This is a genomic window from Pseudoalteromonas sp. 2CM39R (assembly GCF_023161845.1).
In genome coordinates this window covers 253,790-273,175 of sequence record NZ_JALNTM010000003.1, presented here as the reverse complement: position 1 = coordinate 273,175, position 19,386 = coordinate 253,790, and the positions used below count along the sequence as shown (strand labels likewise).

Here is a 19,386-nt window from a genome sequence, read left to right as displayed (position 1 = left end):
ACACGCAAGTATTAACAAACGTACCTGTATAATTTACACTCCAGACCAAAGTTTACTTTCAACAAGTAAATAAACCTAAATGGATGTTTATGCAGTACTTTATACCTACAAAAATAATAAAATTGCTGTTATTGATCAGCTTCAGCCTTGTTTTAACTCTCAGCCCTTATGCACTTGCCGATAAGCTTAATTATCAACTTGCACACATTAATAAAAACATTGATGTAGATGGCGTGCTTAACGAGCCGCATTGGCAAGAAGCAACCCGTGTTGCGGTAAATTATCAAGATGAGCCGAATGAAAAGGGCACACCACCGGTAAAAACCGATGCGTATATTTATGACGATGGTCATAATTTGTATGTAGCTTTTGTTGCTTATGACCCAGAGCCGAGTAAAATTCGCGCTGCACTTCGTGATAGAGACACGCTTTGGCAAGATGACAACGTTGGTTTGGTGATTGATACCTTTAACGATGAGCGTACTGGCTATGAGTTTTATGTAAACCCACTGGGTGCCCAAGGCGACATTCGCATGACGGATACCGATGAGTGGGCATCTGATTTATCGTGGGATGCTATTTGGGATAGTGCCGGTACCATAAACGAGCAAGGTTACGTGGTTGAAATGCGTATTCCGTTTAAAGCTCTGCGCTTTGCACAAAACCAAGCCGACTCTACTTGGGGCTTTTCGATGATGCGCAACTATCAGCGTGATGTGTTGTATCAATTATCAAGTACAGGCTTTGACCGTGATATTAAATGTAGTTTGTGTCAGTTTGACAAAATAACTGGATTTAATAATTTAGCACCGAGTAAAAATCTGCAATTAACGCCAACCTTAACCGCATTAAGAAACGATCAAAAAACACAGGTACCTGGTGCGTGGGATAACGGCGATGTAAATACAGAAGTAGGGCTTGATCTGCGTTGGGGCGTCACTAAAGATGCAGTTATTAATGCCACCATAAACCCTGATTTCTCTCAAGTAGAAACCGATTCGTTAGAACTGGATGTAAATACCACATATTCTATTTATTACGCTGAAAAACGTCCGTTTTTCTTAGATGGCGCATCATATTTCAAAAGTAATTTATTTGAACTGCTTTATACCCGTACCATAGCTGAGCCTAATATTGGTGCAAAGCTCACCGGTAAAACCGATAGCCACAGTTATGCGCTAATGTTTGCTGATGACGACAACAGTAATGTTTTACTGCCCAGCAACCAAGGCTCAGGCTTTGCCAGCCTAAATGATAAAACCAAGGCGGCGGTGGCGCGATACCAATATGATATTGGCCAACAAGGCACTATTGGCGTTACTTCAACACATAGAGAAAGTAGTGATTACCATAATACGGTGTTATCGGTTGATGGCAGCTATTGGTTTAATCAGTCAGATACGCTTAATTACCAAATAGCCCATGCTGATACCAACAACTCGCAGTTTTTAGTTGATAACTACAATTTAGCAGAGTCTCAGTCTGATATGGCTTATGCATTAAAGCTGACCCGCGATAAGCGCGATTATAAGCTTTACGCTACCTATGACAATATAGGTGAGGATTACCGCACCGATTTAGGTTATCAAGAAAAAGTAGACTACGAAAAAGTAGGCTTTGGTGGCGGTCAAACTTGGTATGGTGATGAACATGATATGCTAACAACTTGGTCATACACCGCCGATTGGGATAAAACGTGGGCTCAAAATGGCGACTTGCTTGAAGAAGAATATGAAGGTTACATGACCTTTCAAGGTCAAAAGCAGTCTGTATTTGAGCTTGGTTTATTAAATCGCTATGAAAACTATAATGGCAATTTTTATAACCAAAATATTGGTTATTTATATACGGCTTTTAGACCTACTAAAGACTTAAGACTATCGTTATACGCCGAATACGCAAGCCGTATAGATTACACTAATGAGCAGCTAGGTGATGTTTTAACTACACAATCACAGGCTGTTTGGGATATTAATAATCACTGGCAGTTAGATGTTAGACATAATTATAGTCATTTAGATGATTACCAAGGGCGACGCGTATTTACCGCAAACCTTGTTGATTTTAGGCTTTATTATAAGTTTAGTATGCGCGCTATGCTTAAGTTGATTTTACAGTTTGAAGACATAGACAGAAATGAAGATGCTTATTTTTATCAGGTTAGCGAAATCAACAAAGATTATGGTAGTCAGCTGGTTTACTCATACAAAATTAACGCACAAACGCTATTTTATTTAGGTTATTCAGATAAAGGCTATCAGGATGACTCGTTAAAAAGCATTGAGCGTGACCAACGTACTTTCTTTACTAAAGTCAGTTATGCGTGGCAGTTATAACGCTATAAATACTATAAAAGCAAGATTTTGCTAGGCAATAAAAAACACGCTAACCAGTAGCGTGTTTTTTTGTGTTTACTAAATGGTAAACCTAGTTATTACAAGTCAAAAGTACGTGAAATAGCGAGTACAATTCGCTCATCTGCGTAATCGTAGTCCAAGCTGGTATTCTCAGCAGCTACTTCAATACCAAACCCTTCATAGCTTGTTTGGTAAGCTAAGCGGTAATGGTGATACGATTTGTCGCCCTTAGCTTCATCCCACTGAAATTTGTTGCCATCGAGTGAGTTTGAAATATCAAAGCTGGCACGAATTGCATGATTTGGTGCAAGCTCGAAAGTGTGCGCAATCATCGAAATCACATGGCCAGTATCGTAGCCAAAGTAATCCCAGCTGTACCAAAAGTTAAGCTCTGTTTGACCGTAGTCACTGGCGTAACCAAATTTAGTATACGCTTCTGCGTAGTTACCATCGCTGTTATTACCTTGGTAAGTGTAATAAGCAATACCGTAATCAAGGCTTACTTGTTGGTTTAACTGAATGTATCGGCCTACATATGCATCTAGTTCGAAGTCGGTATCATCACCAAAATCTACGTTTGATGCCCATACACCGGCATAAACACCGTTATCGTACGCATAGTCAAGACTTGCTTGTAGCGCTGGATCGTTATCTGTTTGAGTAACACCATTAAAGGTGTAATCAGATGCAGCAGTAATTGTTGTTGACCAGTTAGCTGCTGCTGTTGTTGATAAAACAGTTAATGGTAAAGCGATAAAAAGTTGTTTTAATTTATTGTTCATGTGATTTCCTAGCTGATAGTTTCTATTTTTGTGTAATCAATTTTATTCGCTTTAGGCGATCCTTCGATATTGCTGACTGTTTTAAGTTTGCTGTAGGCAATAAAACCAATGCAAATAAAGAATAACCCTATAACTAAAGCACCAACCCATTGAATTTGCAAAAACTCAAGTTTAAATAACAGTGTTAATAATGATAAAGCGACGACATTCATGGCAATATACTTAAATTTACCAAAGCGTTTTACAGTTAAGTTTAAATTATCTGTGTATAGACGGATCAGTGAATCAAGCGAGTTAATAACAAACACAATACCTACAAACACCATGGCAAAGTTTTTAATGCCTGCAGTTGGAATGCCCGCTTCGTGGTAGTGATATAACACACTGAACCAGATAGCGATTGGTATTGACGGGAAAATTAACATAGCGCCGAGTACTTGGTATGTTTTTAAACCACCCACAAAACGTGATGTAAACTGGCCAATCATGATGCTCCACGCAAACCACCAAAATAGGTAAAACTCATGGTAATCATTCAGTGGTAATACAAACTCATTGATGTTGGCAAAGTAATTACCAATTAATCCAATGTTTTTAGTAAATGCAGAGAGTTCGCTATCGCCAAATAAGAAGGCATCAGCCCACATAAAACCAATTAACGCGATAAACAACCAAGTAGTAGCAATGCTTAAAAAGCGAACATATTTAATATCGGTGCTTGAATACACCGCAAAACAAATAGCGGCAAGCACGATTAAGTAAAACTCAGGAATAACATTTGAGCCGTCTCCGAGTTCAGGTAAATACCACGGTAGGTTGCTCAATAGTAAGTAAGCGGTAAACGCACAAGTACCAATGATGACTACGTTGTTTAAAAATTTAACCCATGGAATTTCAAAAAATTTTACTTTGGGTTCTATTACACAGAAATAAAAGCACGTAAGAAAATAAAATCCCCAAATTAAAAATCCCCAATAACCAAACTCAATAGAGAGAGGATTGGCAAATGCATATTCTGGGCTTGCTTTTATGTCTGCATAACCGGCAAATTCGGTTAAAGGAAACATAATGAGGCCAACGTCTAGGCCCGAGGTAAACAGGATTGCTATAAAGGTGAATGTTCTCACTGGTGTGACGCCTACTACGCGTACATTGCCCCATTTAATTAAAATAGCAACAATCGCAAGTAAGGTGAAAATAATGCCAGCATTAAGCCAAATAGTCATTATCGCCCTCCCAGAATGAATAAAAGTAACACATATATACTCCGTTTTTATTGTGCTTGCATTAACACAGACATAACCTATTTATGCTTGTGAGCCACTGCAAGGCGCATAAAGGCACTCCTTAAAGCATTTTGCTTAAAAGAGTGGCCTTTATGGCAGGCTAAATTAAAGGATTTTATTTCGTTGTGTAGTTTGCCAATTAGTGGCATTCACAACATCAACTCCTGTATGAGCCAAGGGCTTATTTCCTAAAATAATATCAGCGGCTTTTTCGGCAACCATAATGGTAGGTGCATTTAAATTACCGTTAGGTATTGTTGGAAAAATTGACGAGTCAACCACACGCAAGCTTTGCATGCCATGCACTTGAGTGTTTGAATTAACTACGGCCATGTCGTCTTCACCCATTTTACAAGAGCAAGAAGGGTGGTAAGCACTTTCTACAGCTTGGCGAACAAAGGCATCAATTTGCTCATCAGTTTGAACTTGTTGCCCTGGTTGAATTTCTTCACCACGGAAGTCGTCAAAGGCAGGTTGTTCAATGATTTCACGCGTCAATCGTACGCACGCTCTAAAGCCTTCAATATCATCTTGATGCTCTAGGTAGTTAAATACAATTTTAGGTGGCTGTGTTGGATCAGCTGATGCAATAGTGACACTGCCTCGGCTCTTAGGCTTGTTATGACCTACATGCACTTGAAAACCATGCCCTGCGAAAGCACTGCGTCCATCGTAACGCATTGCTGCCGGTAAAAAGTGATACTGAATATCTGGCCATTCAACACCGGGTTTTGAGCGGATAAAGGCACATGATTCAAAATGATTAGTTGAGCCTAAACCTTTACGGGTAAGCAGCCATTTTGCACCAATCAAGCCTTTTGAAAACAAGCCTAATTTACCGTTCAAAGTAATGGGTTGTTTACACTTATATTGAAAGTAAAACTCTAAATGGTCTTGCAAGTTTTGACCTACACCTGGTAAGTGATGCTTTACATCAACACCTGCTTTTTCAAGGGTTTGTGTATCGCCAATACCTGAAAGCTGTAGTAGGTGTGGCGAACCAATAGAGCCCGCACTTAAAATAACCTCTTTACTTGCTTGTGCTGTTTTTACTGCGCTATTGAGTTTGTATTCAACACCAGTTGCTTTTTTACCGTCTAAAATAACGCGCTGAGCAAGTGCACCGGTAACGATTGTTAAGTTGCTACGATGCTTAATTGGGTCTAAGTACTCGCGAGAAGCAGAGCTGCGCACACCGTTTTTAACAGTCATGTGCATAGGGCCAAAGCCTTCTTGTTGAGCACTATTGTAGTCATTTGTGGTTGAGTAACCAGCTTCTGCACCCGCTTCAATAAATGCAGTGTATAACGGGTTTTCCATGTTATTGCCGTTATTAACACCTAGTGGGCCTTTACTACCACGATGAGCATTTTCACCTAGGTAAAAGCTTTCTGCTTTTTTAAAATACGGTAAACACGCTTGGTAATCCCAGCCGTTAGCGCCGTGCTGTTGCCATTCGTCAAAATCTTTAGCATGGCCACGAACATACACCATGCCATTAATCGAAGATGAGCCACCAAGTACTTTACCGCGAGGGCAATGCATTTCACGGTTATCTAAGTGTGGCTCTGGTTGCGTATGAAATTGCCACGCAAACTTATCGGTATTCATTGGAATAGACAATGCGGTAGGCATTTTTATAAAGATACTTTTATCGCTGCCGCCGGTTTCAAGTAACAATACCTTGTTACTTGAATCTTCAGACAAGCGATTTGCTAGCACACAGCCAGCTGAGCCCGCGCCTACAATAATATAATCAAAGTTCATGATGATTCCTTAAAACGGGCTTTCTATGTCGGCCATACCAACATAAACAGACTTAGTTTGCGTGTAATGATCAAGTGTTTCTATACCATTTTCACGACCAATACCCGATTGCTTATAGCCACCCACTGGCATTTCTGCTGGCGAGTTACCGTAAGCATTAATCCAACAAATACCGGCTTGAAGTTGATGAATTACGCGATGAGCGCGTTTAATGTCGCTAGTGAAAACGCCTGCAGCTAAACCTAAGTGAGTGCCGTTAGCACGTGCAATTACATCATCTTCATCATCAAATACTAAAACGCTCATTACTGGGCCAAAAATTTCTTCTTTAACGATGGTCATTTCATCGTTGCAATCAACAAACACTGTCGGCGCTACAAAATAGCCATTTGGCGCTGATGCTGGTGAAAGCGTTGAGCCACCGGTTAATAATGTTGCGCCTTCTTCAAGGCCTTTGTCGATGTAACTCATCACTAAATCTTGATGCTTCTTAGAAATAAGCGCGCCAAAGTTAGTATTTAAATCTTGCGGGTCACCGGCAATAATATTGTTTTCGGTACGTGTTTTAAGTTCATCAATAAATTGTTGATACACATTCTTGTGAACATAAATACGAGTGCAGTTCGTACAAATTTCACCTTGGGTATAAAAGTTACCTAGCATGGCAGCACTTACTGCTTGCTCAATGTTGGCGTCATCAAATACTAATAATGGCGATTTACCACCTAGTTCCATAGTCACATCTTTTAATGTGCCTGCAGCACTGGCGACTACTTTTTTACCGGTATCTACTTCACCAGTAAATGATACTTTTTCAATATCTTGATGTGCAGTAAGCCATTGGCCTACTTCACCAGCGCCTTGAACTACATTAAATACGCCAGCAGGGACGCCTGCTTCAATAAACACCTCGGCTAATTTAATTGCACCAAGCGGCGTTTCTTCAGACGGCTTAAAAATAAATGCATTACCCGCTGCGAGGGCTGGGCCTGATTTCCAACATGCAATTTGTAATGGGTAGTTCCATGCACCAATACCGGCACAAATACCTAAAGGCTCTTTGCGTGTGTAGTAAAAGTCATCGCCAACCATTTGTTGTTGACCAACTTGTGCAGGGGCAAGACCTGCAAAATATTCAATTACATCTGCGCCTGTTTCAACATCTACGCAGTTAGCTTCTTGCATTGGTTTACCAGTATCGAGCACTTCAACCAGTGCAAGCTCATCATTGCGCTCGCGTAAAATAGCAACGGCGTTTAGTAAAATACGGCTGCGCTCAATAGGGGTCATCGCTGACCAAACTTTAAAGCCTTGTTTTGCACTTTCTATCGCTGCGTTTTGAACATGCTGGTCAGCGACTTCAACGGCATAAATTACCTGGCCGGTTGCAGGATTTACTACATCAAATGTTTCGCCGCTTTTATTTGCAAGGAATTGGCCGTTGATAAAGTTTTGATAGATAGGTGTAGTCACGTTAGGCTCCATATTGCTTGATAAGTGAATGCACGTAGTTTTTAGCTAGTGATTCACTGTGTTTAAACTGATTTTCGTCTGATTGGCTTAATACGGCACGAAGCCATAAGCCATCAATCATTGCTGCGGTTAATTCAGCCGCGAGAGTTGCTTGCGCTAAAGGCATTAATTGCTTAAATGAAACAGTTAAATTGCTTTGCAAGCGTTTACTGTTTACATTTTGTAAACGATGAAGTTCCTTATCGTGCATTGATTGCGCCCAAAAACTTAACCACGTCCGCGTGGTGTCTTTACGTTGTTGTACTAGCGCAAAGTTTGATTCAACAATAAACATTAACCTTTGAGTTGCTGTGGTATTTTCATTAACCTTACTAATTAAGTCGTCTTTCAAGTTCGAGAGTAAGTAACGCACAGTTGCTTCAATTAGCCCCTGTTTCCCACCAAAGTAATGGCTAATTATGCCTGATGACATTCCAGCATTTTTACTAATACTATTGATCGTAGTCGCCTGTAATCCTTTTTGAGCAACTGACTCTATAGTCGCGTCAATTAGCTGCTGACGCCTTACAGGTTCCATTCCAACTTTAGGCATAATTTTTATTAATTGATCGTTCAATAAAGATAAGCTTAAGGTAATAGCTCTAACAATTCAAGGCTTGTGTAAATGGCAAGAGAGTAAAGTATGGATAAATAATTAACAAAATGAGTATGAAATGATGCAAAATTAACAACTCAAGACCTTGTTTAAAGTCTTTAAATAACAATGGTTTGTATGTTTTATTGGTGTTGTTCTTTATAGTGTAATCAATTCTTTACGAGGTGAGTGAAACTTTTGGTGATTTATTTGTTAGTGCGATAACTATTAGAGTACTAATTGTATTTTTTACCAGCAGGGCATTTATATAAAGGTAAAGGGAATAGATATGTTGTTGCGATCAAAATTAGGTTTCAAAGAGAAATATGGGAGGTAAATTAAACAAATGTTAACGCGAAGTAGGAGGGAAATAAGGCGCTGTTTAGCTTTCAACAACACCTTTAAATAATAAGGGATAACGTCTTAAACGATTGCCAATATAGTCATCGGCCATGATCTGCTCACAAATTTCGTCGATGTTATCAGTCGCTTCAAACACCCAATCAAAACGTTCAATCGCGAGCAAAAAACCGCGCTTTAAGTGTGTTTGTTCGCGGTAATAAGCAAGATTCTTTTTTATCAGTTGCAGCTTTTCAGGCTCAGCCTTTAATTGCGCAATAACTTGGTGAATAAACTGCAAATTGCGCGAACTAGTTGGTCTATTTCGTCTATTTGTTGGTCGCATTACTCTTCGTTAGCTATGTTGTAAAGTTTCTTCAAAAAATCGTCTTTGTGTTTGTCATGTTCGTAATCTAAATGGTAGGTATTATGAAATCCAAAGCGTAGTAACACGCCACTGCCTTGTAAGTAAACGGTATAGCCGTCAATATCAGAAAATGCAGTGACTCCCTGATAAAGCTTACCTTCTTCTGTGGTTTCACCTCGTTGCTGGATACGTTCGTAAACCGCTAGAATCTGTTTGTTGTCGATTTCATTTTTCATTGTCTGCACCTTTATTTACTCTTTCATACGCTATAGATATGCGGGTCGATCATCATAAAAACAATAGTCAAGAATGTGTGATATTGCTTTGCTATTTTTAATTTATAAATTATGCTCAGAGCTCACTCTATGTTGAGCTTTTACCATGATAGACAAGGCGTTACTTTTAAAAACTCGTGACTTATCCGACCAACTCATTGCGCTGCAAACCCCAATTAGAATTCTCGATGCAATTAATTGGGATAAACAGACTAAAGAAGAGTTTTTTCGGCAAAAATGCCAAAAAAATCCTTTAATAGACCGTGCTTACTACCAACAGCGAGATTTAGGGTTTGTGCCTAGTGAGTTGCGCCAAGCATTTTCAACACTGCACCGAAATATTATTAATCAGTTGGGGCAATTAAACCCAATAACTCAATATATGGGTAAAATGTGTAGCGAATATAAAACAGTGCTTAATATGCTGGAGTACCGAGGTACTGCCGAATTTCATGACTTGTCGGTAGAGCTTTTTGGGCATCCAAAAGACCTTTTTCATGCTGGTGAGCCATCGTTATCTGAGCTTGCTAATATGCTTGAGCAGCCATTAAAAAGTTTGCTTGATGCGAACATTTTGCCTGAAGATCCTAAAAATATTGATGCCAGTGATGCGGTGCGTATTTTGTCTGAGCAGGTCAATGCCAGTATGCAAGGGATTAATGTGGAAGTAATGCTTAGTGATGGAATTGTCAGTGATGCGGCAGCAGGAGCTAACAATATAAAGCTTAATCAAGATGTTAAGTTTTCTCAGCGCGAATTAGATATTTTAGAGGTGCACGAGGGCTGGATCCATGTAGGCACCACTCAAAATGGCTTAGCGCAACCTTATTTAACTTGCTTGAGTAAAGGCACGCCAAGCTCTACCGTTACCCAAGAAGGGCTTGCAGTACTGACCGAAATAATCACTCTTAAATCAACACCACGTCGCTTATCAAAATTAGTAAACCGTATTCAAGCGGTCACCAAAGTGATTGATGGTGCTGAGTTTGTAGATATATACCGAGATTATGTAGCACAAGGGTTATCAAAAGACGACAGCTACACCCTTGCACAGCGTGTATTTAGAGGTAGCACCGCAACCGGCTTACCGTTTACTAAAGACATTGCTTATATAAAAGGCTTTGTATTGGTTTATAACTTAATTCGGGTGGCGATACAGCTTGGCAGAATTGACCAATTACCGCTATTGCTGGTGGGTAAAATATCAATTGATGACTTTAGGTTAATATCGCAACTACATGATTTAGGTGTGATTAAAAACCCACAATTTGTGCCGCCTCATTTTAAAGATTTAAGAGGACTTGCTACGTGGCTGAGCTTTGGTCGTTTTATTGGTAATTTGTCATTTGAACAATTAGAAAACGACTACAAGCCGTTGTTTTTATGATTTATAAGTGAGCTTTTTCTCAGAAACAAAAAAAGCCCAAAATGGGCTTTTTTTAATTTAGCACAACACAGTTAACGTGCGTTGGTGCTCTCGAAAATTTTGTCTGCAGAGGCTGCAACAAATCCAGTGTAAATTTCACCATCAGGTTTTGGATAACGAATAGCAAACTCGTAAAAACAGCTAGGAATGCGCATATCGCCATCGCTAAAGGTCACAGCGTATTCATCAGCTAATGTTGATGATTGCTCTAATAGCACTTCTGGTGAGCCTTTTACTTCGCCTCCTGAGGTATTAAGTGCAAAACCGGCATCTTTAAGAGCTTGGTTTACATCATGGATGTTATCAAATTTAGCTAAGGTATTAATGTTCACAGTAAAATGATTTGCACGGTAACCCCACGCAGACATCCACGCTGCATATTCGCTCTCAGCTAATAACTTTTTGTAAGTATCAGTGCTTACTTGCCAATGTGTGCCTGAATATAAAAAATTATCGGCAGTCACAGCGCTTTCGTCAATTTGTGCCACCATATCCGTAACGATTGCTTGTAGCTCAGGCGAACATTTTTCAACTAATAATTCAGAAATAAACACTTTAGGCTGTGTCGGATCGCTATGCTCATAATGCTTGGCGTAGAGTTTTTTTGCTTCAAAGTGATATTCACCACATTCTTTATAACCAATAGCTAAAAAGTGCGCAGCTAGTTTTTCAAGGCCTACTTTTTCTATGTTAAAAGTACGCAGTGCAATATGGTCGTTAATAATGTCGTCTTTTTGCGTTGAGCCTAATAAGTCATGAATTTTATCAGCTGATGGCGTTACTGTTAGGTAGTTTTGCCATAAGTTATCAAATAATGTGTTTACATCAGTATGCATGGTAAATCCTTAAATTTTCTAAAATTGTTATTCAATAATTAAGCCCGGCGCGAGGGTTTGCGGTAAGTTAACTTTTTCTGACTCTACTGAGGCCACTGGGTATGCGCAGTAATCAGCAGCATAGTATGCACTAGCTCTGTGGTTACCACTGGCACCTATGCCACCAAATGGCGCTGCGCTTGATGCGCCTGTAATAGGGCGGTTCCAGTTAACAATACCGGCACGAATACGTTTTAAAAAGTGGCTGTAATCATCTTCGCTGTCTGCAAGTAAACCTGCAGATAAACCAAAGCTGGTGTTATTCGCCTCTGCTATAGCGCTATCAAAGTCAGTGTAACGATATACTTTAATTAGCGGGCCAAAGTGTTCTTCATCGGCGATTTCATCGATTTTAGTGACATCAATAATACCTGGGCTGACAAAGCCAGTGCCTGGTTTTAATTGTTTAAGCTCAACGAGTACCTCAGCACCTTGTTTAACTAGGTCAGCTTGCGCTGCAACCATGCCTAAGGCGGCTTTTTCACTGATCATGGCACCCATAAATGGTTGAACGTCAGCAAAGCTATCATCTACAAGGATATTTTTGGTTGCGCTGATCAGCTTTTCTAAAATAGCATCGCCATTGGCTGATTTTTCAATAAATAATCGACGTGCACAAGTACAACGCTGACCCGAAGTAATAAAGCCCGATTGAATAATATCGTGAACTGCTGCGCTCACATCAGCAACATCTTTAACCACTAGCGGGTTATTACCGCCCATTTCAAGCGCTAAGATTTTACCTGGATGGCCTGCAAATTGTTTATGTAATAAATGCCCTGTGTTTGAGCTACCAGTAAAAAATAAGCCATCGATATCTTGATGTGAAGCAAGTGCTTTACCTGTTTCTAGTTCACCTTGAACAAGGTTTATAACCCCAGCAGGTAAGCCTGCTTTTAGCCACAGCTCTAAAGTAAACTGTGCTACGTGAGGAGTTAGTTCTGATGGTTTAAACACCACGGTATTACCCGCTAATATAGCAGGGACTATATGACCGTTTGGTAAATGCCCAGGGAAATTATATGGGCCAAAAATAGCCACTACACCATGTGGTTTGTGGCGAATGAAGGCTTTTGCGCCAGGCATTGGGTTTTCGGTTGTGCCAGTTCGCTCATTGTAAGCACGGATAGCAATAGCAACTTTGCCTGTCATCGCACCGACTTCTGTGCGCGTTTCCCATAGTGGTTTACCTGTTTCACGAGCAATAATGCTAGCAAATTCTTCGCTGTGTTCTTTTAATTGGGCAACAAAGTTTTCTAAAATGGTAATACGTTGTTCAATTGGCATATCTGCCCATTGAATTTGCGCGGCTCTTGCCGCTTCAATAGCACTGCTAACTTGTTCGGGACTGGCACCATTACCTTGCCAAACAACTTCACCATTGCTTGGATTAACAGAATTAAAAGCAGGGCCTTGGCCTGCGTGCCATTGGTTATTAATTAGTTGTGTGTTCATAAATAGTGTTACAGGCGAAAAAATCGCGCTGCATCTCCTTGATTTAAATGAAGTGCATCAGCTACTTCTTGGCTGATAACTAAGGTGTGCTTTGCTTGATTATAATGAGCGTGTTTAGTGAACGTGGCTCTAAAGTCGCTAACCCCTTGATTACAAATAGCTAGGGTATCTGAGCTTTGCTCATTAATATGTTCAAGTTCACCAATGGTAATTGGGCACACTTGTGAATCACGAATACTGCGAATATTACCGAGCTTTGCCTCTACCGTGGGACCTGCGTCAAATAAATCAACGTAGCCACGATGTTCAAACCCTTCTTTTTCAAGCAACTTAAGTGCAGGCTTGGTTTTATCATGAACATGACCAATCACCGCTTGTGCTTTTTTACTTAGCAAGTTTACATAGATAGGGTATTTAGGCATAAGCTCGCTAATAAATACTTTATCGCCTAAACCAACTAAGTGATCAGCTTGTGGAAATTCAATACTAAAAAAGTGTTCTTGTAACCATTGCCAAAATGGAGAGTGCCCCTGTTCATCACTTACGCCACGCATTTCAGCAATTACAGTGTCGGCAAAGCGTTCACTATGTTGTGCCATAAATAAAAAGCGTGAACGTGATAAAAACCGCCCTGTTAAGCCTTTTCTGCTGTCTTCACGTAAAAATAAAGTACATATTTCTGAGCAGCCTGTGTAGTCATTACACATACTTAAAATATCAACGGTATTGTAAACGTTTAAGGTGGGTGAATGATGGACAGTTTTACCTAAATGGTAGTGATACAAAGGCACAGACAAACCGACGGCCGCTTCTATGGCGGTAGTACCAATTACTTTGCCAGTGTCACTGTCTTCTAAAACAAATAAATAGCTTTCATCGATAGGCTTATTTACATTTTTAGTAAAGCTGTTTTGTGCACGGTCTATTTTTTCTTGTAGTTGTCCATCATCGACAGGTAAAGAGGTAAAACCATGGCCTGATTCAATGGCAATCTCTTTAAGTGCTGCAAAATCATTGACAGTAATAGGACGTAATACTTGCATTAACTACTTGCTCCAATAAAGCCCTGAGGTAAACATTTATCTAAGGGCTTTATATGTTTTACTTAGTGATTAACCGTTTACAACTTCGCTTACTGCTTTTTCAAAGCGAGCTAAGCCTTCCTTAATATCCTCAAATGGGATCACTAATGAAGGTGTAAAGCGGATAACGTTCATTCCGGCTACTAAATTCATTAAACCGTTATTAGCACTTGCAATTAAGAAGTCGCGAGCACGGCCTTCAAATTTTTCATTTAATGCAGCACCAATAAGTAAGCCTTTACCACGGATTTCACTAAATACATGGTATTTTTCGTTAATGGCATTTAGACCATCACGGAACATTTGTTCACGTTCTTTTACGCCATTTAAAACCGCAGGGGTATTTACTGTATCAAATGCAGCTTCTGCAACAGCACATGCCAATGGGTTACCACCGTAGGTAGAACCATGAGTCCCTATTTTTAGGTGTGCTGCAATTTCAGTAGTCGTGATCATAGCTCCAATTGGGAAACCGCCACCTAATGCTTTAGCCGTGGTTAAAATGTCAGGAATAACATCTAGGCCTTCGTATGCGTATAAGTGACCTGTACGGCCAACACCCGTTTGCACTTCATCAAAAATAAGCAGTGCGTTGTGTTTAGTACACAGCTCACGTACTTTTTGTGCAAACTCATTGGTTGGTGGCACAATACCGCCTTCACCTTGTAATGGCTCCATCATTACTGCACAAGTATCATCGCCAATTAAGGCTTCAAAGGCAGCAATATCATTGTAGTCACAATGAACAATATCAGCAGGCTTTGGCCCAAAACCATCAGAATAAGCGGCTTGGCCACCTACAGTTACAGTGAAAAAAGTACGGCCATGAAAGCCTTTATTAAAAGCGATGATCTTAGACTTTTCAGCACCAAATTTTTCCAAGGCAAAGCGACGCGCTAACTTTAAAGCCGCTTCGTTTGCTTCAGCTCCTGAGTTTGCAAAGTAAACTTTTTCTGCAAAGGTAGCATCAACCATTTTCTTAGCTAAGCGAAGTGCTGGCTCATTGGTCATTACATTTGCTAAGTGCCAAATTTTTTCGCCTTGCTCTTTTAGTGCGCCCACTAATGCAGGGTGACAATGACCTAAACAATTAACCGCAATACCACCGGCAAAATCGATAAATTCGTTGTTATTTTGATCCCACACGCGTGAGCCTTCACCACGAACGGGAATAACTGCAGATGGGTTGTAATTAGGGACCATTACGTCGTTAAATAAATCTCTGGTTACTTGCATTTTTACACCTAAATTAATCACATAAAAAACGTTGCTGAAAAATAACGATAAGCTCAGGCTTATTCAGCAATACAATGCGTTCATACTTATTAAAAATGTCATTATCAAAGGTTATGGATTAAATTTGCAGTGCTATTTTGTGAAAAATGATTAGAATAATAGTCAAAATAACGAACCTTATTAGCATTATGATAACTCCCCAAGATAAAAAGCTACTATCAGTATTAAAAACGAACGCTAGAGCAAGTATTTCTGACCTTGCAAGGCATTTAAATTTATCCCGCTCAACAGTACAAAGTCGCATGCTTAAGTTGGAGCAAAGTGGGGTGATTAAAGGGTATAACGTTGACTTTGGAGATGATTTTTTAAATAGCTTAGTTTCTGCACATGTCTCAATAAAGGTCAAACAAAAGCTAACGACTAAAACCAACGTAGAGTTAAAACAAATAGATGCCATATCTCAGTTGTATGCAATTAGCGGTGAATTTGATTTAATTGCCATTGTCGAAGCTCAAAACCTCGAGCAGTTAAGCCACTTATTAGACGATATAGGTAATTTAGATGGGGTAGAGCGCACTCGTTCATCGGTAATTTTAGAAACCAAATTTAAGCGTTAATTAGATTTATTTCTAACCATTCAGTGAGTATTAATTATTTGCATTTAGGCTCACTTAATTGTAATCTCCTCGTTATTAGAAACAAGGATTGTTTTTGCCAAATCAATAGGCTTTTCGCCCCTACATTTGCCACAATCCTCCAATACTTAACAAACCTGATAAGTATAGTTATTACATGCAAGAACACTAGTTGATTACAATGTGAGAAACAGGACGTTTTGGCAAAACAGCTCAAAAACATTACAAGGAAATGTTATGAAATACACAACACTAGCTGCTGCAGCCCTATTAATAATAGGTGGCTCATATTTAAGTGCAAAGGCCACTTTATTTGACTCAAGCGATAACATAACGGTTGAAACTTACAGCGACATATTTTTTAAACTAGAATCCTCACCCGTCAATATTGATGAGATTATTACTGGCGCGAGTCAGTTTGCCAATAGCTTATGTGATGAAAGTATTTATCAAGAAGTTATTGGTGAGTCAGTAAACTCATGTAAGCAAAAATTCAAACAATCACAAGCGCAATGTGCTGACTTTATTACAAAAAATAGTCAGGCTATGTACACTGATAAGGTTGCCATAACGCTCGTATCTGAAAAATTTATAAATTGCATGACGAATAGCTAAGTTATATTTTGTTCAAATTTTGCCCGAAACTCCCTATTTGACTGGGTGACATTGGTATTTCAATATTTTAATTAGCATATTATACCCTGTGGTCTATGCTGAATTTATGAGTTGTTAATGCCCAGTTTGCTTTAGGGAGTACAATGCAAGAAAATTTACTAAACTCAGTTATCAAAATAACAAAAAACAGAGACGTAGACTCACTTGAATACAGCTTGATATCGACCATCCAAGAGTTTATTGGGTGTAAAGAAGTTTCAGTTTATAAAGACATAGAAGTTCAGGGTCAACTTACCATTGAACAAAGCCTTTGTTTGAAAGTGACTGGTGAAAAGCAATTTGAGTGGGTACAACGACAAATTGTTGCACACCCCGAGGATGAGCTTCTATCATGCTTACGTTCTGCTTGCATTATCACGGTGCAATCAACAGATGGCATCGAACGCCGTTGGTTACCCATTACCCGCCAAGAGAAAACAGTCGCCGCAATTTCTGTGGTTTCAAACAGCCTAGATAGTCCAGCCCAGGTGATGTTAAATGCTTTTTGTCGTATTTTTGAAAATTATTTAGTGATTCTTCATGAAAACGAAAGAGATAAATTAACAGGACTATTAAATAGACAAACTTTTGAGAAAAAAATAAAGCAACTGATTGAAAAACAAGTATTAAAAGTCCACAGTTCATCTCGAGATGAGGGTAAAAGGCAACAAAAATACGCATCTACCTCTTGGTTAGCTATTTTAGATATTGATCATTTTAAAAATATAAACGACAAGTATGGTCATATTTGCGGTGATGAAGTACTGCTGATATTAGCGCAAAAAATGCGTCACTTTTTTCGTTCAACCGATTTAATTTTTCGCTTTGGTGGTGAAGAATTTGTGATTGTTTTTGAGCCCACTGATGCAGATTCCATATGTAATAAAATGGCAGAATTTTTACAACTCGTCAGAAATACTTCGTTTCCTTTTGTTGAAAACATGACGATCAGTGCTGGTTTAGCACGTATTAGCCCTTATGATTTCCCAATCACTGTAATAGAAAGCGCCGACAAAGCACTGTATTACGCTAAAAATAATGGCCGAGATAAGTTTTGTGTATACGAAGATTTAATCGCTGAACAGCTAATCAACGTACAAGAAAACGATTCAGAAATAGATTTATTTTAACCTACTGGGCTTGTGCGTGGCTTCGCTGTACCTTTACCTTAGTAACTTGATCGAGCTTTAAAAAATAAACATTACCGCCAATGCCTTTAAATTCCTCATCAGTAAAGGCAATTGTATTATCATCATAAAACGTGATCGCTTCTTTTTGGGTCACAATACCAAGATCAATTTTAGACACATCACCAGAGAAAAACTTATCCCCTTTAAAATTTTCAAACAGCCAAATGCTGGTTGAGTCTAGTAGCGCAAGTTTTTTTCTATCTGGGCTGAGTGCTGCAGAGGTGATCCAGCATAACTTTTCCATGGTGGTGCAGGTTCTAAATGAGTCAATTAGCTGGGCGTCAAAATTTGCTGCATGATCGCCTACTTTGTAAACATTGGTAATACCATCAAAGGGTTCAGTTCGGTTTTTAGTAAATAAATATAAGTGCCGGCCAAAAGCGACAAAAGCTTCTAAGTCATAATTGCGTTGATCAGGTTGTATTGGACTGCCGTCTAATTCTGGGTAGGTAAATTTAATTATCTCGGCTTCAGTGGTATTTGTTTTAATATCAATCGGGTTTTCTATTTTATAAATGGTTAGCCACTTACGTTCATTTTTATTATTACCAAAGTCACCCAAGAAAAAATGACCAAATTTATTTTGTGTCATGTCCTCCCAATCAATGTTTTTTGCGTTGCTGACTAAAATTTCTTTAGCGATAGAGCCATTGTCATTGAGTCTATATAGCTTAGGTTCGTCGCCACTGTCATTAATAGCCCACAGACGTTTATATTTATCAAACTCAATGCCGGAAATTTCTTTTAACTTTGGGTCTACAGAGACAAGCTTTTTACTATATAGTGTATAAATTGAACTACCCACAACAGCGATGGTAGTGAGAAAAACAATAACAGAGGTAATAAGAATACTTTTTTTAATCATAGTTTTTAAATATTTATCGGCATTGGCTAGGTAGATAATTATTATCGCTGATGATGTGGTTAAGCTAAAGGTTTTTTAACCTCAATGCGGTAATAAAAAACGATTATGTGTGAATTGTTGTAAAAGAAATTTAATCGGGTGTAGTTGGTTTAAAAATTGCTCAGTTAAAGAGCTTACCTAAAAACCTGTTCAAAATGGTTAAAAACTGCACCAACCTAGTGCGGTAAAATAAATAACGCACTGTAATAATGCGTAAATAAAGTTTTGTTTAACTTTAAGCTTGTTTTTATGTGAATGAATGGATTCCACATCGCCTATTTAAGCTGTTTGGCCTGTGGCAAAGATGAATAACCCTTACGGTTTAGTTGGAGCCTATTATGTTGAATAAACGCTTTTTTAAGACAAAAAACGAAGCAGAAGTCACGTTTGAATTTTCTCATCCTGATGCTGATGATGTCTGTTTACTTGGGGAGTTTAATGATTGGCAGCCAGTGCCAATGAAATTAAATAAAAAGTTGGGTGTGTTTAAGTGTAAACAGCGTTTGCCTGTTGATAAAGAGTTTCACTTTCGTTATTTGATTAATGGTAAGCAGTGGGATAACGACCATCAGGCTGATGGTTATCGGGCTAATAATTTTGGTTCAGAGAACAGTATAGTAAATACACAACGCATTAATTAAGGTTGGTG

Annotated in this window: 18 protein-coding genes; 6 read left to right on the top strand and 12 right to left on the bottom strand. The window is 39.1% G+C overall.

Annotation, left to right across the window (positions count from 1 at the left end; all coding sequences use genetic code 11):
- Positions 1-89: 89 nt before the first annotated feature.
- Entirely contained in the window at positions 90-2,336 is a 2,247-nt protein-coding gene (locus MTF66_RS08525; protein ID WP_138623408.1) for a carbohydrate binding family 9 domain-containing protein, read from the top strand.
- 98 nt (positions 2,337-2,434) lie between these two features.
- Here MTF66_RS08525 and MTF66_RS08520 read toward each other — a convergent pair whose 3' ends face one another.
- The 7 genes from MTF66_RS08520 to MTF66_RS08490 form a co-directional block, all read right to left on the bottom strand.
- A complete protein-coding gene (locus tag MTF66_RS08520) occupies positions 2,435-3,139 on the bottom strand; it encodes a TorF family putative porin (RefSeq protein WP_075170234.1) in 705 nt (234 codons plus the stop codon).
- An 8-nt stretch (positions 3,140-3,147) separates the two neighbouring features.
- Positions 3,148-4,365, bottom strand: a complete 1,218-nt coding sequence (locus tag MTF66_RS08515; RefSeq protein WP_010388954.1) for a BCCT family transporter — start codon at positions 4,363-4,365, stop codon at positions 3,148-3,150.
- Between the two features lie 165 nt (positions 4,366-4,530).
- Positions 4,531-6,192, bottom strand: a complete 1,662-nt coding sequence (betA, locus tag MTF66_RS08510; RefSeq protein WP_248527036.1) for a choline dehydrogenase — start codon at positions 6,190-6,192, stop codon at positions 4,531-4,533.
- A gap of 9 nt (positions 6,193-6,201) precedes the next feature.
- A complete protein-coding gene (betB, locus tag MTF66_RS08505; protein WP_248527035.1) occupies positions 6,202-7,665 on the bottom strand; it encodes a betaine-aldehyde dehydrogenase in 1,464 nt (487 codons plus the stop codon).
- Between the two features lies 1 nt (position 7,666).
- Positions 7,667-8,242 carry a transcriptional regulator BetI gene (gene betI / locus MTF66_RS08500; RefSeq protein ID WP_081374111.1) on the bottom strand — a complete coding sequence of 192 codons (576 nt, stop codon included), beginning with the start codon at positions 8,240-8,242 and terminating at the stop codon, positions 7,667-7,669.
- Positions 8,243-8,681: 439 nt separating this feature from the next.
- Positions 8,682-8,984 carry a hypothetical protein gene (locus tag MTF66_RS08495; RefSeq protein WP_248527034.1) on the bottom strand — a complete coding sequence of 101 codons (303 nt, stop codon included), beginning with the start codon at positions 8,982-8,984 and terminating at the stop codon, positions 8,682-8,684.
- Entirely contained in the window at positions 8,984-9,241 is a 258-nt protein-coding gene (locus MTF66_RS08490) for a DUF3081 domain-containing protein (protein ID WP_010388948.1), read from the bottom strand. The genes MTF66_RS08495 and MTF66_RS08490 overlap by 1 nt, the downstream gene beginning before the upstream one ends.
- Positions 9,242-9,386: 145 nt before the next feature.
- On the opposite strand from MTF66_RS08490, the gene MTF66_RS08485 reads away from it, so the two are divergent.
- Positions 9,387-10,667: a flavohemoglobin expression-modulating QEGLA motif protein gene (locus tag MTF66_RS08485; RefSeq protein ID WP_248527033.1), complete on the top strand. Its 1,281-nt coding sequence runs from the start codon at positions 9,387-9,389 to the stop codon at positions 10,665-10,667.
- Positions 10,668-10,738: 71 nt separating this feature from the next.
- On the opposite strand, the gene MTF66_RS08480 is transcribed toward MTF66_RS08485, so the two are convergent.
- From MTF66_RS08480 to MTF66_RS08465, 4 genes are all read right to left on the bottom strand, one after another.
- On the bottom strand, positions 10,739-11,542 hold the full coding sequence (locus tag MTF66_RS08480; RefSeq protein WP_010388946.1) for a DUF1338 domain-containing protein: 804 nt from the start codon (positions 11,540-11,542) through the stop codon (positions 10,739-10,741).
- Between the two features lie 27 nt (positions 11,543-11,569).
- Positions 11,570-13,036, bottom strand: coding sequence for a succinylglutamate-semialdehyde dehydrogenase (gene astD, locus MTF66_RS08475; RefSeq protein WP_248527032.1), 1,467 nt, complete (start codon positions 13,034-13,036; stop codon positions 11,570-11,572).
- An 8-nt stretch (positions 13,037-13,044) separates the two neighbouring features.
- On the bottom strand, positions 13,045-14,079 hold the full coding sequence (gene astA, locus MTF66_RS08470; RefSeq protein WP_010388944.1) for an arginine N-succinyltransferase: 1,035 nt from the start codon (positions 14,077-14,079) through the stop codon (positions 13,045-13,047).
- 69 nt (positions 14,080-14,148) lie between these two features.
- The gene (locus MTF66_RS08465) at positions 14,149-15,354 is read right to left on the bottom strand and encodes an aspartate aminotransferase family protein (protein WP_248527031.1); all 1,206 of its coding nucleotides are present in this window, start codon (positions 15,352-15,354) and stop codon (positions 14,149-14,151) included.
- A gap of 188 nt (positions 15,355-15,542) precedes the next feature.
- On the opposite strand from MTF66_RS08465, the gene MTF66_RS08460 reads away from it, so the two are divergent.
- The 3 genes from MTF66_RS08460 (at position 15,543) to MTF66_RS08450 (ending at position 17,773) form a co-directional block, all read left to right on the top strand.
- Positions 15,543-15,971, top strand: a complete 429-nt coding sequence (locus MTF66_RS08460; protein ID WP_010388942.1) for an Lrp/AsnC family transcriptional regulator — start codon at positions 15,543-15,545, stop codon at positions 15,969-15,971.
- Between the two features lie 255 nt (positions 15,972-16,226).
- Positions 16,227-16,604, top strand: coding sequence for a hypothetical protein (locus MTF66_RS08455; RefSeq protein ID WP_010388941.1), 378 nt, complete (start codon positions 16,227-16,229; stop codon positions 16,602-16,604).
- 143 nt (positions 16,605-16,747) lie between these two features.
- The gene (locus tag MTF66_RS08450; protein WP_010388940.1) at positions 16,748-17,773 is read left to right on the top strand and encodes a GGDEF domain-containing protein; all 1,026 of its coding nucleotides are present in this window, start codon (positions 16,748-16,750) and stop codon (positions 17,771-17,773) included.
- A 1-nt stretch (position 17,774) separates the two neighbouring features.
- On the opposite strand, the gene MTF66_RS08445 is transcribed toward MTF66_RS08450, so the two are convergent.
- Positions 17,775-18,698 carry a hypothetical protein gene (locus tag MTF66_RS08445; protein ID WP_248527030.1) on the bottom strand — a complete coding sequence of 308 codons (924 nt, stop codon included), beginning with the start codon at positions 18,696-18,698 and terminating at the stop codon, positions 17,775-17,777.
- 377 nt (positions 18,699-19,075) lie between these two features.
- On the opposite strand from MTF66_RS08445, the gene MTF66_RS08440 reads away from it, so the two are divergent.
- Positions 19,076-19,378, top strand: coding sequence for an isoamylase early set domain-containing protein (locus tag MTF66_RS08440; RefSeq protein WP_010388937.1), 303 nt, complete (start codon positions 19,076-19,078; stop codon positions 19,376-19,378).
- Positions 19,379-19,386: the final 8 nt, after the last annotated feature.